The sequence below is a fragment of the Rathayibacter sp. VKM Ac-2803 genome, from assembly GCF_009807175.1.
In the GTDB taxonomy this organism is placed as follows: domain Bacteria; phylum Actinomycetota; class Actinomycetes; order Actinomycetales; family Microbacteriaceae; genus Rathayibacter.
Map to the genome: position 1 here is coordinate 1,353,833 of NZ_WUCD01000001.1, position 23,393 is coordinate 1,377,225.

Here is a 23,393-nt window from a genome sequence, read left to right on the forward strand (position 1 = left end):
GCTAGGTAGTGAACCAGTCGGTGGCAGTGCTGGTCGAATCGATGTGACGCCGGGAGTCGATAGGCAGGGCGCACGCGATCAGCGCACCGAGCGGATCGGGACGATCAGGATCGCCGAGATCACGAGGAGGACGAACGCCGCGACGAAGGCGAGCTGGTAGCCGCCCGTGGTCGCGACGACGAGGGAGGTGACCACCGGGCCGAGCATCTGCCCGCCCGAGTTCGCCATGTTGAGCAGTCCGAGGTCCTTCGCGGCCGTCTTCGGATCGGGCAGCACCTCGATGTTGAGCGCCTGGTCGACCGAGGTGAAGACTCCGTTGCCGATGCCCGCGAGCACCGAGAAGACGATCATCCCCCAGGCGAACGGGGCGAGGAACGGCACCAGGATCCCGACGCCCACGAGCAGCGCGGCGACGATGATGAACGGCTTCCGCCGCCCGAGACGATCGGAGAGCGGGCCGGAGCCGAGCCCGAAGACGAGGGCCGTGACGAGCTGGATGCCGGCCATGATCGCGATGATCCCGGCGGCACCGCCCTGGTCGAGCCCGATGTGGTCGATGAGGATGTACAGCTGGTAGTTGGTGATCGCGTACATGCCGGCGATGAGGGCGAACTTGCCGAAGAGCGCCAGGTAGAAGTCGCGGGACCCGCGGCGGGGGAGCGCGAACGAGTGCAGCAGCCGGCGCCCCGAGAGCTTCGCGCGCGCCTCTGCGCGGTTGGACTTCTCGGGGGCGACGACGACGAAGAACACGCCGCTCACGAGCGACACCACCGCGAAGACCTGGATGCCGACGGTCGGGTCCGAGACGAAGCCCGCGCCCACGATCTGCCCGATCGACGCGCCGAGCACCATGCCCACTCCGTAGATGGAGGAGACGGTGCCGCGGTACTTGCTCGGCACGCGGTCCGAGATGACGGCCACCATCGGCGCGATGATCGCGTTGAGGAAGAGCATGTAGACGCACCACCAGACGACCAGGGTGGTGGTCGTCGTCGCGGAGTGGAGGCCCCACAGGCCGATCGAGGTGCCGACCGAGCCCAGCAGGATCCACGGCGCGCGAGCGCCGATCGGCGAGCGGGTGAGGTCGGAGAGCGCCCCGAACACGATGTTCGACAGGAGCGAGAGGAAGGCTCCGGCGAGTCCCATCGTGGCCACCAGTCCGACGCGCTCCTCGGGCGCGACCTCGGCGACCAGAGCGGGCATCACCACTCCGACCGACCCGACGTACGGTCCGATCCAGAGGATCCCGGCGAGGAAGAGGGCGGTCGCGAGGCGCCAGTTGAAGCGCGAGAGCGAGACGGCCCCGACCGTCACGTTGCCGACGGTCAGGTCGTCGGGCTGAGGTGCGTGGAGGCGAGGGATCTGCGACATCGTCGTCCTTCTCGGGAATGGTGGAAACAATTTCTTTAGGTTTCCTGGGCTGGTTCAGAGTATGCCGGCGGCAGAACGACTGCAAGCAACGACGTCGAGCGGGCCCTCGGGGTCGAAGAAACTGTTTCGTCTACAGTGGGGCGACATCCGCTCTCGAAAGGCCCTCCCGTGGCTCGCACCCCCGACACCCGCGTCACCCTCGATCAGGTCGCCGCGCGCGCGGGCGTCTCGAAGGCGACCGCGTCCAAGGTGCTCAACGGCCGGCCGGGAGCCTCGTCGACCACCCGGGCGCGCGTCGAGCAGGCGATCCACGACCTCGGCTACTCCCCGAGCACGCGTCCCTCCCGCGTCGGCGGCGGCATCACCGTCGTCTTCGACACTCTGCTCAGCCTCTACTCGCTGCGCGTGCTCGAGGGCATCGTCGGAGGCGCGCAGAGCGAGCGCGTCGACGTCACGACCGGAGTCCTCGCCCCCGGCGGCTCGGCGGACGAGGGCCTGCGCTTCGACCGCTCCTTCGTCCGCTCCGTCGCGGCGAAGGGCCACCTGGGGATCCTCGCCGTCACCACCGCGATCGACGCCGAGATCCTCGCCGCATGCGAGGAGGTGTCGCTGCCGCTCGTCGCGGTCGACGCGCCCAACCCGCTCGACCCCTCCGTGGTGAGCATCGGCTCGAACCACTGGGTCGGCGGCCAGCAGTCGACCGAGCACCTCGTCTCGCTCGGGCACCGGCGGATCGCGTTCGTCGGCGGCGACGCCCGCAATCCCGGGCTCCGGGCGCGCTACGGCGGCTACCGCGAGGCGCTGGCCTCGGCGGGCATCGCGGAGGATCCGGCCCTGGTCTCGGAGCACGGCATGGCGAGTGCCGAGTGGATCGTCCCCGGTCTGCTCGCCCTCGACGACCCTCCGACCGCGATCGTCGCCACGAACGACGCCGACGCGTTCCAGGCGATCCGCGCGGTCGTCGGCGCCGGTCTCACCGTCCCGGGCGACGTCAGCGTGATGGGCTACGACGACACCTTCGCCGTGCTGCCCACCGCGCCCCTGCTCTCGACCGTGCGCACCCCGATGCACGACATCGGCCGCCTCGCCGTCGACACCCTCGTCCGGATGCACGACGGCATCGCGCCGATCTCGCACCGCATCGAGCTCGCCACGACCCTCGTCATCCGCGAGTCGACGGCGCCGCCGGCCCTGCCCGCGTCCGCAGATCAGGCGTGAGCGCTCGCCTTCTGGCGGACGTGGATCTCGATACGCTCGCGAGCTCGCTGGTCGAGTAGCCGCCGCAGGCGGCGTATCGAGACCCACTCGCTTCAGGAGGGAGGTCTGCATGCCGCGCCTTCTGACGGACGTGGATCTCGATACGCCCGCTGCGCGGGCTACTCGATCAGCGAGGGGGGGGCGGATTGACGCCTGCGAGCTCGCTCGCGATCAGCGAGGAGGGAAGGGGCGGACTGCCGCTCGCAAGCTCGCTGGTCGAGTAGCCGCCGCAGGCGGCGTATCGAGCCCCACCCGCTTCAGGAGGGAGGTCTGCACGCCGCGCCTTCTGACGGACGTGGATCTCGATACGCCCGCTGTGCGGGCTACTCGATCAGCGAGAGGGAGGGGGAAGGGGCGGACTGATGCCCGCGAGCTCGCTGGTCGAGTAGCCCCGCAGGGGCGTATCGAGACCCGCCATCTTCAGCGGGGAGGTCTGCACGCCGTGCCTTCTGGCGGACGGGGATCTCGATACGCCCGCTGTGCGGGCTACTCGATCAGCGAGAGGGAGGGGGAAGGGGCGGACTGATGCCCGCGAGCTCGCTGGTCGAGTAGCCCCGCAGGGGCGTATCGAGACCCGCCATCGTCAGCAGGGAGGTCTGCATGCCGTGCCTTCTGGCGGACGGGGATCTCGATACGCCCGCTGTGCGGGCTACTCGATCAGCGAGAGGGGGGATGGGGGCGCACGCGCGGAGGATCGCCCGCGGAGCGGGCTGAGTGCCGATCAGAACGGTGGCGGGGTGTCGACGAACCGCGGTCGTGGGGGTGGCTCCGGTGGTCGTCCGGGGAGGGCGGGTGGGTGGGTGGTGACGCGTCGTCCGGTGGGGGTGGTCCAGTCGGTGGTGCCGTCGGGGTGGAGGCGGTAGGTCCAGCGGTCGCCGTGGCGGACGTGGTGGTGGCTCGTGCAGAGCGAGGCGAGGTTGTCGAGGGCGGTGTGGCCGCCGTTGCGCCATTCGAGGGTGTGGTCGGCTTCGGCGGTGGAGGCGGGGCGGGTGCAGCCGGGGAAGCGGCAGGTCCGGTCGCGCAGCTGCAGGTGGAGGCGCATCCGCGGGGGTGGGACGCGGTGGGTGCGCCCGACGGAGGCGACCGCGCCGGTGGCGGGGTCGGTGAGGATCCGGGTGAACGAGGCGCCGACGCCCACGAGCTCGCGGGCCACGTCGGCGGGGACGAGGCCGTAGCCGTCGAGGTCGGCCGGGGCGTCGTCGGCCCCGGAGGCGGTGCTCGCGGCGAGCGTCAGGCGCACCTCCGCGCGCACCCCGGGGACGAAGGTCGGCGGGGTGCTCGGGCCGTCGCCGGGCGGCGTGGTGCCGGTGATGTCCCCGTCGCAGAGCAGGTCGGCGAGCGCGTCGGCCCGAAGCTGCGCGAGGGTGCGCTCGTCGCCCGGCTCGTCGTCGGCGCCGTCGCGGAGGGTGCGGGCGATGCGGTCGAGGCGGTGGTAGGCGCCCATCGCGGCGGGTGCGGGCAGCAGCGCGCAGAGGGTGGCCATCCCGTCGACCTCCGGCGAGACCCACACGCCCCGGTCCTTGCGGGCGCGGACGTGCCGCACGGTGAGCGGTTCGTCGTGCAGCTCGTCCCGCATCCGCGCGATGGTCCGCCGCAGCTGGGTCGGGTTCTTCGTCAGGGCCGCCTCGAGTGCGCGCTCGTCCAGAGCGGCCCGGGCCGCGGCGGGAAGGGTGGCGGCGGCGTCGCAGATGACCGTGCTCGCCTCCCACAGCAGTCGCCCCTCAGCCAGAGCGGCGCGGGTGCGAGGCAGGTCCTCGATCAGCAGCTGGGCCAGCTCGAGGGTCCGCGTCACGGCCCGCTCCGTCATCCCCGCGCCGACGGCGAGCTCGGCGCGGAGGGAGCGCTCGACGAGTTCGTGCGTTTCGCTGCGCGAGAGGCGGCCGCCGCGTGCGAACGACTCCGGGATCGTGAGACCCGTCCGGTAGGCCCCGTGCAGGGCGCAGGCCCTCGCGAACAGCAGCTGCGCCGACGCGAACCCCGCGCGCGCGGCGAGCCCGGTCAGCGCGGCGATCGCGCCGAGTCGCGCCTCCGCCGTCCCTGTCCCATCTGCTTCATCCATACGAGTATTGAAGCAGCGACCACCGACACCGAGCCCGCCTCAGCGCCCGAACGCGACGACTCGACCCCGACGAGCGCCTGTGAGGGCACCATCGACCGCATTCGCGGGTCCACTCAGCCCGCCGACGCCGATCGCCGCGCCCGCACCACGGCGATCAGACGCACGAGCCCCGTGATCGCCGCGGTCACTCCGCCCGAGACCAGCAGCACCAGGCCCACACCCGCGACCCAGGTCGTGTCGCCCGCGCGCTCCTGCACGACGAACTCGAGGCAGAAGAGGAACACGCCCGCGTAGGTGGGGACGAGCGACGCGATCGTGCCGGGGCGCCGCAGCCGCTGCGCGGGCGTCCGCCAGAGCGCGGGCGGCTCGAGCCAGCGGCGGAGGAGGCGGACCGCGAGGGTCCCGAGGATCCCGACCACCGCGACCAGGATCAGGATCACTCCGGGCGTGCCTACGGCGGTCGTCGCGGCCTCGTTCATCGACAGGGCGATGCCGACCGCCATCAGCACGGCTCCGAGCACCCCCGCCACCATCGCCGCCCAGACCCCGAACCCGCCCCGCAGCACGGTCTCGCGGACGGGCAGCGCTTCGACGGGCGCGTCGACGAGCCGGCGAGCGGGCGCCACCACGGCCGGGGCGGATGCGGCCCAGCCCTGCGGAGCCGCCGTCTCGACGACCTCCTCGCGCACCGGAACCGACCGCAGCGGCACGTCGATCCGCACCCCGGGCCGACCGCGCACGACCACGGTCGCGCTCAGATCGACGGAGCGGGGCAGGAGCGTCGGCGAGAGCACGAGCGATCCCGCGGAGTCGAGCGACCAGCCGAGCGGCGCCTCGCCGTACCAGGCGGCCGCCTGCGAGCCGTCGGGGGCGACCGTGATCGGCCGCCCGTCGGTGAAGGCGGTCGGCGGGATGTCGGCGACGCCGCGATTGCGGACCGTGGCGGTCACCCGCCACCAGTCGTCGCCGGCGTGGGCGAGCCGCACCACGACGTCGACCAGCGCGGTCGGCGCCGCCCGCCGCCGCCCGGCCACCACGCCCGCTCCCGCCACCGCGGCGACGAGCAGTCCGAGCAGTCCGAGCGCGATCTCCATCCGCTCAGTGAAGCAGAGAGGGAAGCAGAGAGGTCCTCCGCGGGGAGCGCAGTCGCCCCGCGAGGGAAGCACAGTCGCCCCACGGGGGTTTGGCCGCTCGCGGGGCGACTCTGCATACTGAAGCAGCCGCCCCCAACAGGGAGCGTTCAGCTGCGACAGCGGAGGGTGGAGCGGTGTCGACCGTGCGCAACCGGGCCCCCGCCGCCCGCCGGACCGCCAGCGCCCTGCCTCTCTGGCTGGGCGTGGCGGGTCTTGTGGTGAGCCTCGCGCTGGCGATCCTGGCCGCATCGACGGCCGCCGCGCCGGTCCGCGTGCTCGGCGTCCCGCTGCCCCTGGTGCGCGGCGGCGCCGTCTGGATGAGCGTCGTCGGCTACCTGCTCACTCCGCTGCTCGTCTTCCTCGCGGCCGGCTGGGACCTCTCCTCCCAGCGCGCGAACTCCCTCCGCGACGCCCGGCACTTCGCGCCCGACCCGCGCCTCACCCGCTGGCTGCTCTGGCTCTCGGGCGCCGCCCTCGTCCTCGGCGCGTGGCACATCCTCAACATCAGCGTCCCCGTGTCCGACTGGCTAGGCCTGTGATCCGCCGCGCGCTCGCGGTCGTCGTCACCGCGCTCCTCCTCGTCCTCGGGTTCGGAGCCGCGGCGCAGGCCACGACGACCGCCCCGACCGCCTCGCTCACCGACATCGGTCGCGGCGCGATCGAGGACCTCCGCACCTGCCTCTCCTCCTCCGACGTCCTCAACGTCTACTACCTCGTCGACAACTCCGGATCGCTGAACACCGGCGGCGACGACGGTCGCGGCTCCGACCCGGATGTCGCGCGCGCCGACATCCTCGCGGGCAGCCTCGCCGAGCTCGGCGGCCTCCGCGACGACCTCACGGTCAACTGGGGCGCCGCGTTCTTCAGCCGCGCCTTCGAGCCCGCCGTCGACTGGCAGCAGTGGACCGGCGACAGCCCGGCCGCGCTCGCCGACACCATCCGCGCCAAGACGCCCGGCGGAGGCACCAACTGGCTCGCCGGCCTGCAGGGCGTCCAGTCGGCGCTGCAGAGCCAGCCGAGCGCGGGCTCCGCCTGCCAGCTCGTGATCTGGCTGACCGACGGCGAGATCGACCTCGGCTCGGCGCAGGCCACCGCCGACGCCACCAACGCCCTCTGCGGCGCCCGCATCGACCCCGATGGCGACGAGCCGGGCGGCTTCGGCGTGCTCGCCGCGCTCCGCCAGGCCGGAGTCGTCGTGATCGGCACGCTCCTGGCCGACGGCGAGCAGCGGGAGGAGGCCCGAGTCATGTGGCCGCTGGTCGAGGGCAGCGGCGTCTACGGAGGCGGCACCGCCACGTGCGGGCCCGCGACGGCCCCCGAGGGATCCGTCCGCGGCGCCGTGGTCGACGCCTCCGACCCCGCCGCGCTAGCGTCGGTGTTCCTCGAGCTCGGCGCCCGCATCGGCGGCGGAGCCCAGCAGGGCCTCGCGGCCGACGGCACCTTCTGGATCGACGGCGGCGTCTCGCGGATCCAGGCCGTCGTCACGGATCCGGCGTGGACCCTCACCCCGCCGGCCGGCTCGGGTCTCGGCACCCTGTCCGCGACCTCGCCCGAGGTGCAGGTCAGCGGCTCCTCCGGCGCGCAGCTCGTCGAGCTGACCGTCGACCGCCCCGAGCTGCAGGGCCAGTGGACCCTCACCGGCGCCGACAGCGTCTTCTACTTCTCCGATCTCCGCATCGTCTTCGACGAGGCGAACCAGGTCGAGCGCGGCGACGACGGCTCGCTCGCGGCCAGCCTCACCGCCCGCGTGGAGAACGCCGACGGCTCGCCCGCCGACCTGTCGGTCTTCGACCAGGCCGTCTTCACCGCGACCGCCACCGCCGACGGCACCACGACCGCGCTGCCCGACGCCCGCATCGACGAGGCCACCGGAGCGATCACCGTGCCGCTGCCCGCCGACGTGACGGCCTCCGAGATCCTCGTGACCGCCTCCGTCGAGCCGCTGACGACCGCGCCGCATAAGGTCGCCCTCGCGCCGGTCACCACTCAGCAGACCGTGACCACGGTGCTGCCGGCGTCGTTCCCCAGCGTCTCGTCGCCGGTCGTGCTCAGCGAGCTCACCGGGGCCGACGGGCGAGCGGAGGGGACCCTCGCGATCCAGGGGCCGACCGCGGGAGGCGACGGCCAGGTCTGCCTCGCCGAGCCGCCGACCGTGACGAGCGACAACGCCGACCGCGCGGACTCCTGGGCCTGGACCTTCACCGACGACACCGGTGCGGCCCTCGCGCCGGGGGCGTGCGTGACCGTCGCCCAGGGCGCGACCCGCACGCTCGCCGTGACCGCCGAGAACGCCGTCGCCGCCGACTCCTCCGTCACTGCGACCCTCCCGCTCGACATCCGCACCGCGGCCGGCAGCAGCGCGCCGCAGACGATCGCGCTCTCCTTCCCCTCGACGTTCCCGGTCAACGCCGCCGCGATCGGGCTGGTCTCGCTCGTGCTGCTCCTGCTCGGCGTGATCCTCCCGCTCCTGCTGCTCTGGCTATTCAACCGCCGCAACACCCGCATCGCGATGGTGGGTTCGTTCCAGCGCGGGACGATCCCGGTCGAGATCACGCCGGAGGGGGTGCGCCAGGCGCCGACCGCGACCCGCCTCGACGAGCGCTTCCGCTACCTCCGCAGCGAGACCGGCGTGCGCGAGCTCGCCGATCCCGAGCTGGGGCGGCTGCGCGCGCACGTGCCGTGGTGGCCGCTCAAGGCACCGAGCTACCGGGTGGGCCCGCCCGCGGGAGGCGTCATCGTCGCCTCCCGGACCGGCACGCGGAAGTCCTCCTCCGCGAAGCTCGTGGCCGGTCACGCCGAGTTCACGTCGCTCCCGCTCGACGCCTTCTGGGCGCTCGTCGTCCCCGAGCAGGAGCTCGACCGTCCGCGCGGCGACGACCCCGTCCGCGCGACCGCCGTGCTCTACCACCGCGTCGACCGCGACGACGAGGGCCAGTACGACCGTCGCCTCGACGACCTGCTCCGCGACTCCGGAGCCCCCGCGTGGGTCACCGTCGACACGCTGCGTCGCGAGCGCGCGGCGAGGCGACCCGAGCCCCCGGAGCCGCAGCGCCCCGCCCCGCGCGACGGTGCGCCCTCCCGCGCGGGCGCCCCGTCCGTCCCGTCCCGCCCGACCTCGCCCCCGCGCCCCGGCACCCCGCCTCCGCGATCCGGAGGCGCCCCCGGCCGCCCGAGCTCACCGCCCCCACCCCGCCCCGGAGGCGCGACACCGCCCCCGCCGCCCGGCCGATCCGGCCCCCGAACCCCTCCGCCCCGCGGTCGCTGACAGCGACTCCACTCAGCGCCTCGACTCGCGACACGACGAAAGCAGACAGTCATGCTCAAACCCTTCCTCCTCATCGGAGTCGGCGGCTCCGGCGGCAAGACCCTCCGCGGCATCAAGTACCAGCTCGAGCTCAAGCTCCAGCAGCTCGGCTGGGAGGGCGGCATCCCCGCCGCCTGGCGCTTCCTGCACTTCGACACCCCCACCGTCCAGGACGGCATGGAGTACCAGGCGCCGTTCCTGCCCCGGCAGGACTACCGCGGGCTGGTCAGCACCGCGGCGACGTTCGACATCGTGCACGGCTCGATCACGAGCGCGCACGCGACCAACAACGCGATGCGCCACGACATCGAGCGCCAGCTGCCCGATCCGCGCCTGGTGAAGGTCGACGTCACCAAGGGCGCCGGCCAGTACCGCGCCGTCGGCCGCGCTGTGGCACTCGCGGCGACGAAGGAGATCGCCCAGGCCGCGCGCACCGCCATCGGCCGGATGAACGACGCGGAGGCGCTCGCCGAGCTGCAGACGCTCGGTGCGCGCCTGAACGCCCGCGACGACGGCGGAGACGGCAGCCCGATCGTCATCGTCATCTCGTCGGTCGCCGGCGGCTCGGGAGCGGGCCAGTTCCTCGACGTGATCGAGATCGTCAAGTCGACCGCCAAGCAGTACCCGTGGTCGAACCAGTTCTTCAGCATGCTCTACGCGCCCGACGTCTTCGACCAGCTGAACGTGACCGCCGGCATGCCCGGCAACGCGCTCGCCTCGATCTCCGAGACGATGAACGGCTTCTGGACCGACACTCCGTCGCCCGCGACCCTCGAGCTCCTGCGCACCAAGGGCGTCGCCCCCTCGTACGGCGCCGCGATGGACCGCGTCGGTGCCGCGTACCCGTTCATCATCGGCCGCAGCAACAGCAAGGTCACCTTCGAGGACCAGAACGCCGTCTACGACGCCGTCGCCACCAGCCTCACCGCGTGGATGATCGACGAGCGCGTGCAGGACGACATGATCGCCTACTCCTCGGGCAACTGGCAGGCCCGCTCGGCCGCGAACGTGCTGCCCGACAACTCCGGTCTCATGAGCCCCGCGCACCACTCGCCGCCCTTCTCCTCGATCGGCTTCGGCCGCGTCACGCTCGGCCGCGAGCGGTTCCTCGAGTACTCGGCCGAGCGCTTCGCCCGCTCGGCGATCGACCGCATGCTCTACGCCCACGCGGAGGAGGACCCGCAGTTCGAGCGGATGACCGAGCGCGAGTACATCGAGAAGTCGGCCGACAGCGAGTACCAGCGCTTCCTCCGCGAGCTGCGGCTGAACGAGGAGACCGCCGAGCACAACGACGTCACCGACGCGCTGCGCGACACCGCGACCCTCGACCTGATCAAGTCCGAGCTGCAGCGCACCGCCGACGACGAGCTCAGCCGCCCCGAGTCGCTCGACCGCCAGGGCGGCACCGACATCACCACGTGGACCGACCGCCTGGTCAACGAGTACACCCGGGCGAGCCCCCGCCTCCTGCACCGCGATCACGAGGCCCGCCAGCAGCGCCTCGACGAGTGGACGCGCACCATGCCCGGCCACATCCTCGAGACCGTCTCGCGCTACGTGGCGCAGGACGGCCTGCCCGTGGTCGTCGCGATGCTCCGCCGCCTCGAGCGCGGCCTGAAGGGCACCGTCGACGCCCTGCGCGTCGAGGCCCGCCAGCACGAGGAGTGGGTGGGCACGCTGAGCTCGCTCGTGTCCGACGAGCTGCGCACCTCGGCCAACCAGCAGTCGATCCGCCCCGATCAGGAGGCGGTGCAGTTCGCGATCCAGCGGCTCGGGCAGGCGCTCGAGTGGTCGTCGGAGGCGGCGCTGCGCGACTCCGCGTGGGCCCTGCTCGCCGAGCTGCGCGAGACATTCCTCGGCCCGCTCGCGGACTACCTCGACGGCTCCCGCACCGCGTTGCTGCAGCGCGTGCACTCGCGCAAGACGAGCGACGACCGCGAGAACGCCTACGAGTTCTGGCCGCGCCGCGTCGACGACACCGTGCCGCGCAAGTACAGCCCGGCGCCCAACGAGCGGATGCTGATCGAGCCCGAGAAGTACCCCGGCGAGTTCCAGAAGCTGGTGCGCGCCTCGGTCGACGGCGACGCCAAGTACCAGGACGCCGTGCTGCGGGTCATCACCGACCAGCTCGTCGGCGTGAGCCCCGACACCGAGTCGGAGGCGGGCGCCTGGTCGCTCGTCGGCAACCCGCGCACCTGGAAGCCCACCGTGACCGCCGACCCGGCCGTCGCGAACCCGGCGCAGCGCGCCTCCTTCGAGCTCGCCACCGACCCCGAGACCTACGTCGCCCGGGCCCGCGCGTGGATGAAGCGCGACGGCACCCCGTTCGCCGCCTACATCGGCGAGGACCTGCTCGGCTTCTTCGACAGGGAGATCCTGCCGCCGGACGTGTTCGCCGCGCGCCGCGACCGCTACCGCGAGCAGCTCCAGGCCGCCCTCGGCGCGAGCGAGCCGCTGGTGAAGCTGAACCCCGCACTGCTGCGCGCCGTGCACGGCAAGGCGATCAACCAGGACACCTCGCTCGTCTTCAGCTCGATCCCGTTCCGCCAGGGCACCGAGATGTACGAGGTGACCAAGGGCGTGCTCGGCCAGATGGGGGTCTGGGACGACGCGACCAGCGAATCGTGGTTCCAGGACCAGAAGGTCGACGGCATCGAGGTCTTCGCGATGTCGGGCTTCCCGTACCAGCCGATCGTGATGGACTCGGTGATGGAGCCCATCGCCCGCGGCTGGCTCGCGCAGTCGAACACCCAGGACAGCCGCGAGGCGTTCTGGAAGTTCAAGCGCGCGCGCCTGCTCGGCGAGAGCATCCCCGCCGATCCCCGCGCCATCGAGTCGATGATCCGCGGCTGGTACGTCGCCAAGGCCCTCGGCCGCCTCGCCGTCGACTCGACGCAGGGCGAGAAGGGCCCGAAGCTCTCGGTCTGGGACCCGTCGACCCGCGGCTTCGCCGACTTCCCGCACCCGCTGCTCAGCGAGCGGAACGCCCGCCCGGCCGACTTCCCGGGCGTCGTGCTGCAGTCGCTCGCCATCGCGATGGCGCTCTGCAATGTCGAGGGCACTCTCGCTCCGCTCGCCGCCTACCGCGTGCTCACCTCGCTCGGCGGCAGCCGCGGCGAGGAGACCGAGCTGGCCGAGTGGCTGCAGACCGGGTCGCTGCCCACCGGCGCACCGGTCCCGGAGGCGTCCCGCGCCGGCTCGGCCGACGGCGACCTCGCCTCGCGCCGCGCCGCCGTGCAGGCCTACCTCTCGAACGAGCTCGCCCGCTTCGACAGCGAGATCGTGCAGCAGGACGAGATGGTGTCGGTCTACGACTACCCCGTGACGTGGGAGATGCGGGAGCAGTTCCAGGACGCGATCCGCGCGCTCGTGTCGTCGGTGCTGTCGACCGGTCCCCGGGACACCGGAGTGTGAGCGTGCCTTCCGAAGACTCCCGCTCGGACGGCTTCTGGCCCGACGGCAAGGCGGCGATCGTCCTGCTGCCCAGCGGCGCGCAGGGCGAGACCCTGCTCGAGCTCGCCGCGCAGTGGACCAAGACCGGCCTCCTCGGCCAGGCGCTCTGGGTGCTGCCCGAGCACGTGAAGACCTCCGAGTACGCGCCTCCGCAGATCGAGGCCGTCGTGCTCGGGGTGGGCGCCGACCTCGAGTCGGTCGCGATCTCGGTCGACCTCTTCGAGGCGCTGGCGGAGGAGCAGCTCGCCCTGGTGCGGCTGGTCACCCTCCGCTCGGCCCTGCCCGAGCGCCAGACCGACGCGGCGCAGGACGCGGTCGCCGACCTGGTGAGCCGCTGGGTGCGCACCTCGATGCCGCTGCCGAACCCCTCCGCGACCCTCGCCGACCAGACCACCGAGCTTCGCCGGGTCACCCTGATCTGCGCGCCCACGGCGTTCCAGCTCCGCGAGCGCGTGGAGGCGCACGAGCACGGCTTCATCGTGATCGCGTCGCCCGAGGACCGCTCGAGCCCCTGGTCGGGCGACGCGTTCGTGCGCGACGACGAGCGCTTCACCGGCTTCACGCTGACCCATCTGGCCAGCGTCGCCGGGCTGTGGAACGGCGTGACCGACGGCAGCGTCGAGCTGATGAGCCGCGAGAGCGACGGCGGCGACTCCGTCTGGATCTCGCGCGTGTTCCTCAACGCGGTGCTGACGGAGTCGCTCGGCCGTCGCGTCGCCGCCGGTGTCCTCGAGAACGCGGCCCGCCCCGACTCCCTGCTGATCGACCCCAGCGTCAGCCCGCCTCCGCCGGGCACCGCCTTCATCGAGGACGGGCAGATCGCCGGCTACGTCGACGGCATGGTCGAGGGGGCGCTGCGCCTGGACGGCGGAGCCCTCACCTACGACTCCGCGGGCGCGCTCGACGTGCCCGAGCCTTCTCGGATCGGCTTCTTCGCGCAGATCGGCCGCTTCTTCTCGTTCTCGGCCGGCAAGCTCGTGCAGATGCCGCGCTGGAGCGCCCGCTGGCTCTCGTCCAGCGCCAACCGCTCAATGACCCGCGCGCTGCACACCGCCGAGGGCTCGGCCGTGGTCGGCTCGCAGCTCGACGAGGTGCTGGATGTGCGCGACCGCCTGCTGCTCGCCGACCTCGAGCGCCTCCGCGACGACGAGGGCCGCGCGCGGGCCGAGGCAGGGGCGCCCGCCGCGATGGCGCACGTGCGCACGACACCGCAGCTGTGGGCCGGACTCCGCGAGCTCGTCTTCGGCGCGCTCGACGGCAGCGCCGACCTGCGCGACGCGGGCTTCGTGCCCGTCGAGGGCGCGGTGCCCGTCTTCGGGCGCGTGGGCGACGTGCTCGCGCTGCCCGACGGGCCGTGGGAGGCGGGCGCGCACGACGTGCCGCCCGGGTTCCCTTCTCGGGTGGACTGGTATGCGCTGGCGCTCGAGGATCCGCGAGTGAAGCTGCAGAACTGGGTGACGGCGTCGGAGGCGTCGGTCGCCGCGGAGGTGCCCGCGCCGGTGGCAGTGGAGGAGCCGGTCGCGGTGGAGGAGCCCGTCGAGCCTCCCGCCTTCGACCCGCCCGCTCAGGAGTCGCTGGTCGAGCCGGATGCGGAGCCCGAGCGCCCCGTCGTGCAGATCGAGCTGCCGGCGGAGGAGCCCGTCGCGCCGCCCGTCGACCCCGAGGCGCGCCGCTCCGGCCGTCTGCAGGCGCTCGCCGAGTACGACCTCTGGGCCGGCGCGCAGAGCTCGTCGTTCGTCTGGCGCTTCCTCGACCGGATCGGCGCCGAGCGCCGCCGCGCCGAGGACGAGGTCGCGTACCTGGTCGGCGAGATCGACGCGATCCGCCCCCAGCGCGCGGGGGAGCTGCTGGCGCTGCGCCGCGACTTCCACCGCTCGATGCTCGTCGGCTGGGTCACGGTCGTCGCCCTGGCGCTCGCCGTCGGCGTCGGCATCTGGTTCGTCAACGACTACGCGACGCGCACCGACTCGTTCGATCCGCGCATCCTGACCTCGCTGCTCTCGTGGATGCTCGTGGGCCTCGGAGGCGCCGCGCTGCTCATCACTCTGGTCTCGCTCGTGCGCTACCACTCCGGCTGGTCGCGCTTCGAGCGCCGCATCGAGGTCGAGCGCACCCGCCTCGCCCACTACGGAGCGAGTGCCCGGCGCGACCGCGAGGAGGCCGCGCGCCTCCGCTCGGTGCACCGCCAGGCCGTGGACTGGCTGGTGCTGCTGTCGAAGGCGATCCACCGGCCGTGGCACGTGCCGCCCGTGTGGACGCAGCACGAGACCTTCGACGTCGAGCGCGGCCACATGCCCTTCGCCGTGCGCCTCGCCACCGTCAGCGGCGAGGAGACCGCCGCCGTCGCCCGCATGCGCGCCGCGATGACGTCGAAGCTCGTCCGCCGCGGCTGGCGCCACGAGGCTTTCGAGGCGCTCGTGCAGGAGATGGCCGCCGACTACGGAGCGGGCCAGGGCTTCGGCCTCTCGGCGCTGGACGAGGACCTCCCGCACTCGTCCAACCACACCCGGCGGATGCTGCTGCGAGCGTTGGACGACGAGTCCCTGCTCACGCGGATCGCCGCCCCGCGCCTGGCCGACATCGTCGCCTCGGTGCAGCGCGACGAGGAGTCGATCGCCCGCCCGCGCGTGCGCCCGATGGGCGTGAACCCTCTGAACGCCCTCCGCCGCCCCGAGGACTACGACGGCGTCGAGCTCGACCTCCCGTGGGACGACTTCCTGCTCGAGTCGCTGACCCGCGCCGACCCGATGACGCCGGTGAGCGCGACGGTGCTCACGGAGCTGCAGGTGGGGGAGCGGTACCACGAGAGGGTCACGAGCTTCCTCGTCGCGCCGTCGCGTCTGCAGGAGCGGCTGCGGTTCGACCCGTCGGCGCCTATTCATGTGGTGCCGTATGAAGGCGCGACGGGGGCGCCGGTGGACCTGGTGTGGCGCGTGGACGTCGTCGGGCCGGTGCCGCGCGCGGCGATCCGGCTGTGGGACGGGGCGCGCTCGGTCTCTGCGCCGGTCGTCGCGCCCGAGGGCGACTCGGGGGTCTAGTGGTGGGTGCGCCTCCGCCGCCGCGACCGGGAGCGCCGCGGCGGACGGCGCCTCCGGTGCTTCGGGGTGCTGTGCCGACGCGTGGCGTGCGGCGGCGGGTGCCGTGGTGGGGGTTCGTCGTCGCGGCGGTGGGGGCCGTCGCTGTCGCGTTCGCGGTGGTGGGAGTGGGGGAGGCGGTCGGTGGGCCGGGTGCGGTGTCTCCCGCGCCTGTCGTCTCGGCGTCCGCTTCGCCTGTCGCATCGCCTGTCGCGTCGCTGTCGGCCACTCCCGCCGTCGGACCCGCCTCTGAGGCGCTCGCCGCCCTCGCCGCGACCCCGTCCGACGACGGCTCCGCCGACCTGCCCTACGACCGCGACCTGTTCGGCCAGGCCTGGTCCGACGTCGACCGCAACGGCTGCGACACCCGCAACGACATCCTCGGCCGCGACCTGCTCGATCCGGTGTTCAAGCCCGGCACCCGCGACTGCAAGGTCCTCTCGGGAACCCTGATCGACCCCTACGACGGCACCGCCGTCTCCTTCGTCTCCGGCTCCGACACCTCGCGCCTGGTGCAGATCGACCACGTCGTCGCCCTCGGCTGGGCCTGGCACCACGGCGCCTGGGCGTGGACCGACGAGCAGCGCCTCGCCTTCGCGAACGACTCGGCGAACCTCGTCGCGGCCTCGGAGGAGACGAACCAGTCGAAGAGCGACGCCGGGCCGGGGGAGTGGCTGCCGCCGGCGCGGGAGCTGCAGTGCCGCTACGCGGAGCAGTTCGTGGGGGTGGTGAGAAGCTACAAGCTCGGCATCAGCGAGGAAGATCGAACGCGCATCACCGACACACTTCGTACGTGTCTTGATTAAATCAATGGGTTGCATTTCACAACTGAGTACCCGGATACGAAAATGATTCCGCCACCAATTTGATCCGCAAAGATACCCGTCTGCTGAGCGCCGGCGCGCGATGCAAAACAGTAACCACGCAATTCCTCAACGAGTCCGAGTCCTACCTGCGGGCAGGGCGTGCACCCCGCCCGAGGGTTCAAAGACTGCTGAACGTTCGCTAATCTACGGTTGCACCGCGCATGGCCCCTATGTCGTCGAATTCGAGACTTCAACTTTGCCGTAAGCGACTACAAATACGTCTTCGGCAATGGCAAGTAGCGCTTTGCAAATACGGTTCCAATCAAACCCAGAAACCTTGACAGGAGAATGCGCGGGCCGGTAGTGAACTATATGATTGCGCAATTTATATATCGCTCTGCCTGCTGCCGACTGAACCCCTGTTTCATCCGTCAAATTGACGCCCAGACATGCACAAATTTCTCTCAAATCCTCGTCCTTGGCGAGGCTAAGAACCGAAATTAGGCTTGTTTCCTCGAGCGGTCTCCACGACATCTGTTTCTCGAGTACGCTCGCGATCTCATTCCAACTCGCCTCAATAGACAACGCATTTTTCAACATTGAGGCTTTATCGTGTGCGTAGGTTGCCTCGATGCACCGATAAAGGCTCATAAAAAGGCTGCGAGGGTCTAGTTCAAGTGTCGACCTACATAACTCCGCGTAGGGAAGAGACTCCAGGCTCTTCTGCGCAAGTTGGGACAGTAAGCCAGCGAGCTCTTTGTCGATCCAAGAACCGCCGTACTCGAGCTCATTTGCACTAAAGTCGAGAAACGACGACCAAACGACCTCTGAGCTAATCGGCGTTACGCTTCGGTAGACCTTAATCGGCGGATAGAGGCCCGTCACCAGGGCGTTGTCATGACCCACATATGCGCTGTCGGTATCTCTGCTACTTGCTTCTACAATATTATAGACCTTGACGGCAGAGGCATTGGGAGATACGCGCAGTTCGGTTAAAAGGCAGACGTCGAATCCTTGGACATCGTCGATAAATAAGAGGTTTGGGTCTCGGAGTTCTCCTTCGAAACCAACTGAACAGACGTAATCTACCTTGTCAAACTCGAGCCAAGCTAAATGCCGGAATCGGCCGAAGCTCATGCTTTCGCGGAGCGTGGCACCTATAAGCACAGCGTCTGCGTCGTCGTTAGCATGAACCCAACGAACCGCATTGGCATTTGTAACATTATATCCACGCTCGCCGCTGTAGCTCACGAGTTGCTGGAAAAGCATTTTGTTTGCTTCGATCATATTTCGCATGACTTCAGCTGGCTCTCCAGCACTGCTCGAGGTTCACTACATCGAAGTTCTCTTCAATCAAGACCTTGAATGCATCCGCGAATATTCCCCGCTCGTAGCGCCCAACTTGGCCCACACGCTTGTCGAGGAGTTCCTGTAACACGTCTGTACGAAGAAAGTCTCCAAGCTCGTTGGGATCCATTCTATCGATACGCTCAATAAGCAGCTCTGCTGATTTAGTGAGTTCCTGTAAACGTTCGCCTCTCCGCCCCTCTCCGCGGTCCGCTCCGGGCCGTCCTAGGATGGCTAGGCCAAGCGACACTACGAACCCGATTCGTGCAGGTTGACGATCAAAGATAAAACGCCCGCCCGGAAGATCTTTCTCTTCCTCGAAGCGAGAAAAAGCCTTGTCCAACCGGCTCAAAATTGCCAGCACTCCGTAGAACTGCTCTTGAAAGCCTTCATTCGCAAGGTTGTCAACGAAGTCTAGGCGCGAGAATTCGTCTGATAGTGCCTCTTTAGTATCCACCCCGGTCTTTCGCAACGAGAAGGCGATATAAAGTTCCACCAGAGCATCACTCGAGTATTGTGCGGGACCTACTCTACGACCGGGCTGGTCAGGTGTAGACACCTTATCAATTTCGGGCACTCGTTCCCGTATCTCCGATAGGAGCGGAGCGTAGACCACGGACAGTTGCCTACTGATCGTCCAGGGAACCTGTCCTGTATTCAAGATCAGCATTCGGTAAATCATGGCCCGCACATTATCTGTGAGCCAGAACTCCACACGAACTTTGCCGTCGCCTACTTCAGGTGCCTCCGCTTGCGCTTCCTGAAGCGCTGCGGTTCGCTGCATACCGTCGATGATTGAGAGGCTTGAGCGATTATCAGGAAGGAAACCCAAGTTGCTGGAGTTTCCTCTCGGGGGTAAGTTCCCGAAGGCGTTGGTGTCGAGTACTGCCCCAATCACAACGGGAGGGAGCGTCGCACCTTTTTTAAGGTCTTCAACCATCCGACTGCGAATGCGCTTTGCGGTCGTTGTCACCATGACCCCCCTCTGGCCAGTGAGGCCTCCTTGGGCGGCATGGGCCTCGCTGGCGAGTTCCAAGTAGTCGCTGACAGTCATCGTCGTCATATAGGACCAGCAGGCCGTCCTCTTGTCGTACATCCAATCGTCGGCCACGTCGCTCCATTCGCTGTAGCGGATTCTTGTGTGTCCGCTCCCCAGATCCTACGGCGATACGAGGACGCCAGGGGCAGAGCGGACGAGAGATTACGGAGAATACCTCATTTACTCCCGCTCCACTTTCGTCAGTTGCAGTCCTCAGTGCCGCCTTCTGGGTGCCTGTGTCAGCAGGATTACCTACCCCGAACTACGTATTTCTCTCTAAATGCGTGGCGTGTGGAGAAGCACCCGAGCTCGCCTTGCTTCCGATTCTCGCTTTGAGGTTGCGCCTTATGTCAGATGCGATGGCACTATCGAAGCGGTCAAGGTGAGTTGCCTTGTGAACATTCGCCTTTGTGGCGAACGCGATAGACTACGCCCTTTCTGTGGTTATCGTTCCGATCGTTCTTTAAAGCCGAGGCCTGCACCTCGTCGGGGTGCTGGTTCTGTCAACCGCCTCCGCCGGCTGCCGTTCGACCGCGATAAATTCACGAGCCGTGGACGTCCGTCTACTGCGAAATGAAAGAGGCGGAATTCTATCGCATTGATTCTCCTAGCTAAACGAATCGATCACGACCACGTGACTCCCAATATCTTCCTAGCGCTCACGACTACAACCCTGTCTAGGGACCTCGACCAACTTCGGCGACGGTCGGGCCGTGTCCTTCGTCATCGGCTCCTCTCGCGTTATCTTGATTGCGTACGTGAGCGGCACCGCTCCCCACGACGCGCGATTCGGGATCGGTAGGTGCCAAAGATCTTATGGACGTCGCGGCAACGCCGTTCGCGCTTGGAGACGAGGGGTGTCACTGTGAGGGGGGAGGGCTGTCGCTGATAGCCGGTCGCTGGATGTTCCGTGCAGTGCTTGATGAGCGGATGCGGTTCGGGCCGGGATCGGGAAGAACCTGAGCTGCTGTCGAGGCGATGGATTGGCGTGTGCTGTTGAGCTTGGGTGCGCGGCGCTGCCGCGGCGTACGCTTGACGTAGGTTGGATCCGTTGGCCACCAGGAGTACACGCCCGCGTACACGCGCACCATCGTCTGTGTCCGCCCGTGGATGCGCCGGTTTGGATCGCGGTCCGCGACGTAACGTTCGCGAATGTCGTAGGTGTGGTGCATCCTGCCAAGGACGGACCCACCCGCAGGTTCGATCAAGTACCTATGCAACAAGGAGATCCATGAGCGAGCAGCTCCCCGTCGTCAGCCTCTTCTCGGGGGCGGGAGGATTGGACCTCGCGGTCGAGCGAGCTGACGCTACGCCCCTCGAGTCGGCGGACCGGGGGACTGGTCTTCTAAAGGTCGCGGTCGCGACCGACTACAACGAGCCGGCGCTTAATACTCTGAGGAGCAACTTCCTTGATGCGAGGACCATTTCGGGAGACATCCGCCTCCTCGAATCCGAACGGATTCTGACGGAATCGGGTCTCCGAGTTGGGGAGCCCACCTTGGTGGTCGGTGGACCCCCATGCACGCCTTTCAGCAAGTCTGGCTTCTGGCTCGAGCAAAAGCGAGAAAGCCGGGACCCGAATGCTTCTCTACTTGATGAGTACGTTCGTGTTGTTCGGGAAACTCGTCCCGAGGCATTCATTCTGGAGAACGTACAAGGACTGACGTACAAAACTCACCGCGTGCAATTTGAACGACTCCTCCGCTCCTTGTTCGAGTTGGGATACAACCCTCAGTGGAAAGTGCTTTTAGCGGCTGACTATGGAGTTCCACAGCTCCGCAGGAGAGTATTTGTAGTAGGAAGAAGGGACGGGAAAAAGTTTGAGTTCCCGGAGCCTACTCACTCTGGTTGGAGCGAGCGCGATCGAACAATTGACCTATCAAAGATTCCGCATGTCTCGGCACGCACCGCCTTCGAAGGTCTCCCGCCAGGAGGCGATGTCACGACGGAAGAAATTGTCGACGGAGAATACGGAGAACTTGCCGGATTGGTCCCTCCCGGTCAAAACTACTTGTGGCATAGTGACCGTTACGGAGGCAGGGACGTATTCAAGTGGCGTAGTCGCTACTGGACCTTCTTGCTGCGCCTCGATCCTGAGCGGCCGTCAACGACCCTTCAGGCCCAGCCTGGTCCTTGGGTCGGTCCTTTCCACTGGGAGAACGTACTGAATGCTTCGGGGGAAGAAAGGGCGCGTCGCCTTCGCGTGGCGGAGATGCTCCGCCTGATGACTTTTCCAGATGATTTTGTTCTACCGTTGGGTCGGATGGACGTGCAGAGGCAGTTGGGTAACGCGGTTCCTGTCGAATTGGGCAAGGTTGTCGTTCGTGCGCTCATGGAACAGTTGGGACATCGGGCCTCCGTTTCAGCGTCTAAAATTTACGCTTAGTGAAGCAGAAGGTGTGTTAGGAATATGAGCGCTCGAGCGCAGCGCTTACAGATTCTGCAGGATGCGCTGCCCAGGGATTTACTAATTGATACTCCTGGCGATGGCTGGCCAGCACTTGGGCGCCTCAAATTGGACGATGTTTGGCTACCTGTGGCGCTTTTCTCCTCGCTCGTCGGGCTCAGCCACCGAGATCGGGACGATGTCGAACGTCGTTTTCAGAATCCTGTCGGTAAGCCAGTTGTCATACCGGCGGGTCGAATTCCATTACTCGTGGGCTTCTGGTTGGAGGACGAGTACGAGCTGGTCGGTGCGCCGTTAGTCGTTCTCGCCGACGCCTATGAGCGGGAGCACAAGCCGACTCGGTGGTCTGCGTTCGCACAGCTTGATGCATTGAGGACAGCTCGTGATACCGGCTGGGCGCAGCACGTCTCAACGAGTGGGGAGACCATTCGGGTCTTCCGCCCTGAACTATTACCAGTTGCTTGTGCGGCGCAGGAGTACTCGAACGTAAGCGAAGGTGACGCTCGACTGGCTGCAATTCATTTAGTCCACTCAGATGTGATGGACGATTCGGAACCCGCTTCAGTTCGGGTGCGACGAGCTACCAGCGTCTTGGTGCGAGATTCAAGATTCCGGGGATTGGTCATCGAGAATTTTGGCGGTCGATGCGCAATGTGCGGAATTTCGCTTGGGCTCGTTCAAGCGGCTCATATCTGTCCGGCCTCAGCGACGGACTCGATAGACGCTTTGTCAAATGGGCTAGCTCTTTGTGCGAATCATCATTTAGCCTTCGATCGCTGTCTTATTGCAGTCGAGCCGTCCAGCGGAAAATTGTTCCCGAGTCCCGAATTACGGGACGCAATGCGTAAGAGCGCCAACGATCGCAACTTTGCGATGTCGACGTTCGATTTTCTGGAAAAACCCCGACGCCCCATTGACAGCATGATGTATACACTCCGATACGAATATCTGGCCAGTGGATATTCCTGGTTTGTGCATTAATGGCGCCTTCCTGGGCCCCGTTCGCCTACGGGCAACGAGGCTAAGTGCTCGGCTTGAACTTGAGCAAAACCGAGTCTCGTATTCTCACTTCTTAAGCGGGTCGTTCCCCCAGTTCATCAGCGAGTACCGCCACTTCGTCTCCGTCACGTCGCCCGACGGCCGCTGCTTCGAGTGCCTCGCCACGTACGCCGCGACCTTCTTCATGTGCGAGTAGTCGTCGTCCGTGAGGTCGGCCTGCTTGGTGCCGAGGATCTCGATGATGCGGCGACCGCTCTCGTGGCCGGTGGACTCGCCTCCGCCGGCGGGCTTCTGGCCGACCTTCTTCGACTCGTCCTTCTCCAGCCAGTCCTCGAGCTGCTTCGCGGTCATGTTCACGGCGTCGTGGAACTCGTCGCGGATCGTGTGCTTCTCGTCGTCTGTCGTCATCGTCGGCTCCTCGCTCGCGACCCCGGGATGGGGTACGCCTCCACTCGAGCGCCCCGTCGCCGAGAGGTCAAGCCCCGTGCCCCTGTGCATCGGCCGACGTAGCGTCGAACGCGTCCGCACTAGCGCGACCACGATCAGAGAAGAGGCAGCCATGCCCTCACGCAACACGCTCGTCCGCAGCCTCCACGACCTCGGTGCCGCCGCCTGGTTCGGGGGCTCCCTCATGGGCGCCGTCGGCCTCAACGGAGCCGCCGCCACCTCGTCCGACCCGTCCGAGCGCCTCCGCGTCGCCTCCGTGGGCTGGGCCCGCTGGACCCCCGTGCAGCTCGCGGCCATCGCCGCCCACGGCGTCGGAGGCATCGGCCTCATCCTCTCGAACAAGGAACGCCTGAAGAACCAGCAGGAGAGCCGCACCAATACGATCATCAAGACCGTCGTGACCGGCCTCGCCGGTGCCGCTTCCGTGACCGCCGCGATCGCCGGCGCGACCCAGGCGAAGCACATCGACGAGGGCGCCAAGGGCGTCACTGAGGCGTCGGCGGGCAACACCCCCGAGCTGACCACCGCGCTGCGCGTGCAGAAGGTCACTCAGTGGCTGATCCCGGTGCTGACCTCGGTCATCATCATCCTCGGCGCCCAGCAGGGCGAGCAGCAGCGCCCGATAAAGGGCCTGTTCGAGACCACGGCGCGGATGTTCCGCAAGTAAGCGGTCCGCCGCGGAAGGGCGGGTACGGGC

Annotated in this window: 15 protein-coding genes; 9 read left to right on the plus strand and 6 right to left on the minus strand. The window is 68.3% G+C overall.

Annotated features, from left to right (window positions below):
* Nucleotides 1-78: 78 nt before the first annotated feature.
* On the minus strand, nucleotides 79-1,371 hold the full coding sequence (locus GRS96_RS06325; RefSeq protein ID WP_159854679.1) for an MFS transporter: 1,293 nt from the start codon (nucleotides 1,369-1,371) through the stop codon (nucleotides 79-81).
* A 168-nt stretch (nucleotides 1,372-1,539) separates the two neighbouring features.
* Here GRS96_RS06325 and GRS96_RS06330 point away from each other — a divergent pair, with 168 nt between their 5' ends.
* A complete protein-coding gene (locus GRS96_RS06330) occupies nucleotides 1,540-2,589 on the plus strand; it encodes a LacI family DNA-binding transcriptional regulator (protein ID WP_159988048.1) in 1,050 nt (349 codons plus the stop codon).
* Between the two features lie 760 nt (nucleotides 2,590-3,349).
* Here GRS96_RS06330 and GRS96_RS06335 read toward each other — a convergent pair.
* Together GRS96_RS06335 and GRS96_RS06340 are read right to left on the minus strand one after the other, a co-directional pair.
* On the minus strand, nucleotides 3,350-4,687 hold the full coding sequence (locus GRS96_RS06335) for an HNH endonuclease signature motif containing protein (protein ID WP_159988049.1): 1,338 nt from the start codon (nucleotides 4,685-4,687) through the stop codon (nucleotides 3,350-3,352).
* A gap of 113 nt (nucleotides 4,688-4,800) precedes the next feature.
* Nucleotides 4,801-5,781, minus strand: coding sequence for a hypothetical protein (locus tag GRS96_RS06340; RefSeq protein ID WP_159988050.1), 981 nt, complete (start codon nucleotides 5,779-5,781; stop codon nucleotides 4,801-4,803).
* Between the two features lie 173 nt (nucleotides 5,782-5,954).
* On the opposite strand from GRS96_RS06340, the gene GRS96_RS06345 reads away from it, so the two are divergent.
* The 5 genes from GRS96_RS06345 to GRS96_RS06365 all read left to right on the plus strand — a co-directional run bounded on the left by GRS96_RS06345 (nucleotide 5,955) and on the right by GRS96_RS06365 (nucleotide 16,457).
* Nucleotides 5,955-6,359 carry a hypothetical protein gene (locus GRS96_RS06345; RefSeq protein ID WP_159988051.1) on the plus strand — a complete coding sequence of 135 codons (405 nt, stop codon included), beginning with the start codon at nucleotides 5,955-5,957 and terminating at the stop codon, nucleotides 6,357-6,359.
* Nucleotides 6,356-9,085 carry a hypothetical protein gene (locus GRS96_RS06350; RefSeq protein ID WP_159988052.1) on the plus strand — a complete coding sequence of 910 codons (2,730 nt, stop codon included), beginning with the start codon at nucleotides 6,356-6,358 and terminating at the stop codon, nucleotides 9,083-9,085. The genes GRS96_RS06345 and GRS96_RS06350 overlap by 4 nt, the downstream gene beginning before the upstream one ends.
* Before the next feature lie 51 nt (nucleotides 9,086-9,136).
* A complete protein-coding gene (locus GRS96_RS06355; RefSeq protein ID WP_159988053.1) occupies nucleotides 9,137-12,538 on the plus strand; it encodes a tubulin-like doman-containing protein in 3,402 nt (1,133 codons plus the stop codon).
* A gap of 2 nt (nucleotides 12,539-12,540) precedes the next feature.
* Entirely contained in the window at nucleotides 12,541-15,615 is a 3,075-nt protein-coding gene (locus GRS96_RS06360) for a hypothetical protein (RefSeq protein ID WP_159988054.1), read from the plus strand.
* A gap of 71 nt (nucleotides 15,616-15,686) precedes the next feature.
* Nucleotides 15,687-16,457 carry an HNH endonuclease family protein gene (locus GRS96_RS06365; protein ID WP_159988055.1) on the plus strand — a complete coding sequence of 257 codons (771 nt, stop codon included), beginning with the start codon at nucleotides 15,687-15,689 and terminating at the stop codon, nucleotides 16,455-16,457.
* Nucleotides 16,458-16,685: 228 nt separating this feature from the next.
* Here the strand turns inward: GRS96_RS06365 and GRS96_RS06370 are convergent, their stop codons facing one another.
* A complete protein-coding gene (locus tag GRS96_RS06370) occupies nucleotides 16,686-17,744 on the minus strand; it encodes a hypothetical protein (protein ID WP_159988056.1) in 1,059 nt (352 codons plus the stop codon).
* 13 nt (nucleotides 17,745-17,757) lie between these two features.
* Complete coding sequence (locus GRS96_RS20460) at nucleotides 17,758-18,915, minus strand: hypothetical protein (protein WP_204162044.1); 1,158 nt, start codon at nucleotides 18,913-18,915, stop codon at nucleotides 17,758-17,760.
* A gap of 1,159 nt (nucleotides 18,916-20,074) precedes the next feature.
* Between GRS96_RS20460 and GRS96_RS06380 the strand changes: the two genes are divergently transcribed.
* Together GRS96_RS06380 and GRS96_RS06385 are read left to right on the plus strand one after the other, a co-directional pair.
* The gene (locus GRS96_RS06380) at nucleotides 20,075-21,229 is read left to right on the plus strand and encodes a DNA cytosine methyltransferase (protein ID WP_159988057.1); all 1,155 of its coding nucleotides are present in this window, start codon (nucleotides 20,075-20,077) and stop codon (nucleotides 21,227-21,229) included.
* Nucleotides 21,230-21,253: 24 nt separating this feature from the next.
* A complete protein-coding gene (locus GRS96_RS06385) occupies nucleotides 21,254-22,231 on the plus strand; it encodes an HNH endonuclease (RefSeq protein WP_159988058.1) in 978 nt (325 codons plus the stop codon).
* A gap of 84 nt (nucleotides 22,232-22,315) precedes the next feature.
* On the opposite strand, the gene GRS96_RS06390 is transcribed toward GRS96_RS06385, so the two are convergent.
* Complete coding sequence (locus GRS96_RS06390) at nucleotides 22,316-22,657, minus strand: DUF3140 domain-containing protein (RefSeq protein WP_159988059.1); 342 nt, start codon at nucleotides 22,655-22,657, stop codon at nucleotides 22,316-22,318.
* A 151-nt stretch (nucleotides 22,658-22,808) separates the two neighbouring features.
* Here GRS96_RS06390 and GRS96_RS06395 point away from each other — a divergent pair, with 151 nt between their 5' ends.
* On the plus strand, nucleotides 22,809-23,363 hold the full coding sequence (locus GRS96_RS06395) for a hypothetical protein (RefSeq protein ID WP_159988060.1): 555 nt from the start codon (nucleotides 22,809-22,811) through the stop codon (nucleotides 23,361-23,363).
* Nucleotides 23,364-23,393: the final 30 nt, after the last annotated feature.

Excerpts from the sequence above, each read along its gene's own strand:
- GRS96_RS06325 (WP_159854679.1), bottom strand. The coding sequence starts at position 1,371 with ATGTCGCAGATCCCTCGCCTCCACGCACCTCAGCCCGACGACCTGACC.
- GRS96_RS06335 (WP_159988049.1), bottom strand. The coding sequence starts at position 4,687 with ATGGATGAAGCAGATGGGACAGGGACGGCGGAGGCGCGACTCGGCGCG.
- GRS96_RS06340 (WP_159988050.1), bottom strand. The coding sequence starts at position 5,781 with ATGGAGATCGCGCTCGGACTGCTCGGACTGCTCGTCGCCGCGGTGGCG.
- GRS96_RS06355 (WP_159988053.1), top strand. The coding sequence starts at position 9,137 with ATGCTCAAACCCTTCCTCCTCATCGGAGTCGGCGGCTCCGGCGGCAAG.
- GRS96_RS06370 (WP_159988056.1), bottom strand. The coding sequence starts at position 17,744 with ATGATCGAAGCAAACAAAATGCTTTTCCAGCAACTCGTGAGCTACAGC.
- GRS96_RS06380 (WP_159988057.1), top strand. The coding sequence starts at position 20,075 with ATGAGCGAGCAGCTCCCCGTCGTCAGCCTCTTCTCGGGGGCGGGAGGA.
- GRS96_RS06385 (WP_159988058.1), top strand. The coding sequence starts at position 21,254 with ATGAGCGCTCGAGCGCAGCGCTTACAGATTCTGCAGGATGCGCTGCCC.
- GRS96_RS06390 (WP_159988059.1), bottom strand. The coding sequence starts at position 22,657 with ATGACGACAGACGACGAGAAGCACACGATCCGCGACGAGTTCCACGAC.
- GRS96_RS06395 (WP_159988060.1), top strand. The coding sequence starts at position 22,809 with ATGCCCTCACGCAACACGCTCGTCCGCAGCCTCCACGACCTCGGTGCC.